Source organism: Pontimicrobium sp. MEBiC01747 (genome assembly GCF_053601635.1).
On the sequence record NZ_JBSHNS010000397.1, the window covers coordinates 1 to 2527 of the forward strand.

Annotated in this window: 3 protein-coding genes; all 3 read right to left on the minus strand. The window is 31.3% G+C overall.

Annotation, left to right across the window (positions count from 1 at the left end):
* Positions 1–106: 106 nt before the first annotated feature.
* Positions 107–670, minus strand: a complete 564-nt coding sequence (locus tag ACVC2P_RS12795) for a TlpA family protein disulfide reductase (protein ID WP_452598857.1) — start codon at positions 668–670, stop codon at positions 107–109.
* 97 nt (positions 671–767) lie between these two features.
* The gene (locus tag ACVC2P_RS12800; protein WP_452598858.1) at positions 768–1673 is read right to left on the minus strand and encodes an anti-sigma factor; all 906 of its coding nucleotides are present in this window, start codon (positions 1671–1673) and stop codon (positions 768–770) included.
* A 79-nt stretch (positions 1674–1752) separates the two neighbouring features.
* On the minus strand, positions 1753–2424 hold the full coding sequence (locus tag ACVC2P_RS12805) for a Crp/Fnr family transcriptional regulator (protein ID WP_452598859.1): 672 nt from the start codon (positions 2422–2424) through the stop codon (positions 1753–1755).
* Positions 2425–2527: the final 103 nt, after the last annotated feature.

A 2527-nucleotide genomic window follows, 5' to 3' on the forward strand; every position in this document is an offset into this window, starting at 1 on the left:
CAATACTATATTTCGTTTTCTAGACGAAGAATCTTCTATATGGGAAGAGTTGAAAATAATGTATTCGTTATTTTCTTTTGCTTTTATTAAAGCTTTTTTTAAAACGTTATAGTTTTATAAGTTCATCTATTGTTGTTCTAACCGTTTCACTATTCCAATTGGCTGCTCCAGATTTATCTATAATAATATTTCCGTTTCTATCTATTAAAAATGTTCTTGGTATACTCCTTACATTAAATGTCTCGGGAGCCTTACTTATAGGTGAGTACACTGGAAACGAATAGCCCTTATTTACTAAAAACTTGTAAATAGTTTCTTTATCTTCATTAGATACAAAAACAAACTCTATTTTTTCTTTGTAGTCATTATATAAGGCTTCCATAGAAGGCATTTCTGCTATACACGGAGGACACCATGTTGCCCAGAAATTTACCATTATTACGCTATGCTTTGTGTCTTCAAAATTAAGAATATTACCTTTTGTATCTTGTAACTTCCAATTGTAACTACTTAAAGCTTCAATATCATCTATACTTTTAATACTAGGGCTAAATTGTGCGAAACCTTTATGTACTACTACTTGTATTGTTTTCCTTGTTTGTGGTATTATAAGTAATACTATAAAAACTAAAAATAATATATTTTTTAAGTTTATTTTTTTATTTCTCATGATATCTATACTATTACTTAACTATATTAATAAACTAATGAAGCGCCAATTTATATAATATAAAAAGACGCTTCAAATCTAATAAAAAACAAAACTATTATCTAGAAACTGTTCCTGTTGGTAAAGAACTTGTATCTAATGTTAAATCGTATGTTGTAGGTGCTGTATCATTACCAGCCATTCCTGCTAAAGGTTTCATTGTAAAAGGTGCTGGAGAATTGTCTGGATATGGCTCTATAGAGATTACTGCTGTACGCCCTCTAACATCTAAAGGAAACGTAAATCCATCTGGAGCATTTAATAAAAAGTCCTCTCCTGGAATTGGTGGTCCTGCATTATTTTCTGTTCCACTAAAATCGTTAGAATCATCAACTTCTGTAAACCCTGTAAATGTTCCTGTGGATACTGGTCCTACACCATCTACTACTACCCATCCTTCATATTTCCATCCTGCTGCTAATGTTGGTAAACCTAAACCAGCTCCTGGAGGCATAGTTCCTGGTGTTCCAAACCATATACCATATTCGTCATTCATATTATTTCCAGATCCCATTGCTTCATCTGTAGGTGTTCTTAAAAAGAATCGTCCCCATGAAGATGTAAAGTCATTGGCATCTGTAGTTACTGGAGCGACCCAAACATTTGCCGCATTTCCAGAAAAGTCTCCTGCTAATATTTTAGTATCTGCTGGTAATGGATCTGGGTCTACTGCTGGTTCTATTGTTAGTACAAATTTTGTTGCAGCATTTAAGTCTGTAGTATTAACTTGAAACGCTTGAGGAAATCCAACAGAAGTAAATCTACCTGTAGATACAGGACTTCCATCTACAATAATCCATCCTTCGTAAACAAAATCATCTCCTAATGCATCAAGACCATTTAAATTTAATGTTAATGGAGATGTTGTTGGTTGTGGTGTTGGTGACGAGTTATCGTCGTCATTACTACAAGAGCTAGCAAAAATACCTAATGCCAAGGCTCCTAAAATCATTTTTCTTATCATTTTTATAGTTTTTATGTTCATGATTATATACGAACAAAATTATAGTAATGGCTTTTATTAAAATGTTAGCTACCTAACACTAAGCCGTTTTTTTTAATATTCTTATTTCTTTTCTATTAAAATCCAGGTAATTTTCTTCTTTTAATTCGTTTAAAAGAATATTTAAAGTTGGTCTAGAAGTGCCTATTAAAGAAGCGATATCACTTTGTGTGTAAGGATGGTGTACAACATGATCTCCTGTTTCTTCACAGTTGTATCCATACTCACTACATAACTCATCTAAAAATTCTATTAACCTTGTTTTAGTGTCTTTAAACATTAAAAGCTGTAATCGTCTTTCTAGTTTTTTAAATTTAAAACCTATAAACTTATAAACTTTAAAACTAAAGGTTTGATTATCTCTCATTAAGTTGTGCATTGTATCTACTCCTATTGGACATATAGAAGTTGTATTGTCTAAGGACTGCGCAAACTCATCACGTTTAGCTTCCCCAAGAATAGCTTTTTCACCAAAGAGCTGTCCTTTAGATAAAATAGCTTTTACAACTTCGTCTCCATTTTCACTATAATATCCAATCTTCACTTTTCCTCTTTCTATTAAAAATATTTTATTAGATGAGTCTTCTTCAAAATAGATGTAATCTTTCTTTTTGTAACCGTCAAATTCATGATCTTTTTTATAAGCCTTGAATTTGTGAGGACATAAAATTTTAAAAAGATTAGTATCCTCAAAAAACCAGAGTGTATTCATTTTTTAAAGGTGTTTGTGTTTTTATTAGTGTTATCGTAGTCGTAATACCAAATGTTTTCTTACTTATTATTGGGCATAAAAAAACTCCTAATTAATAATTAGG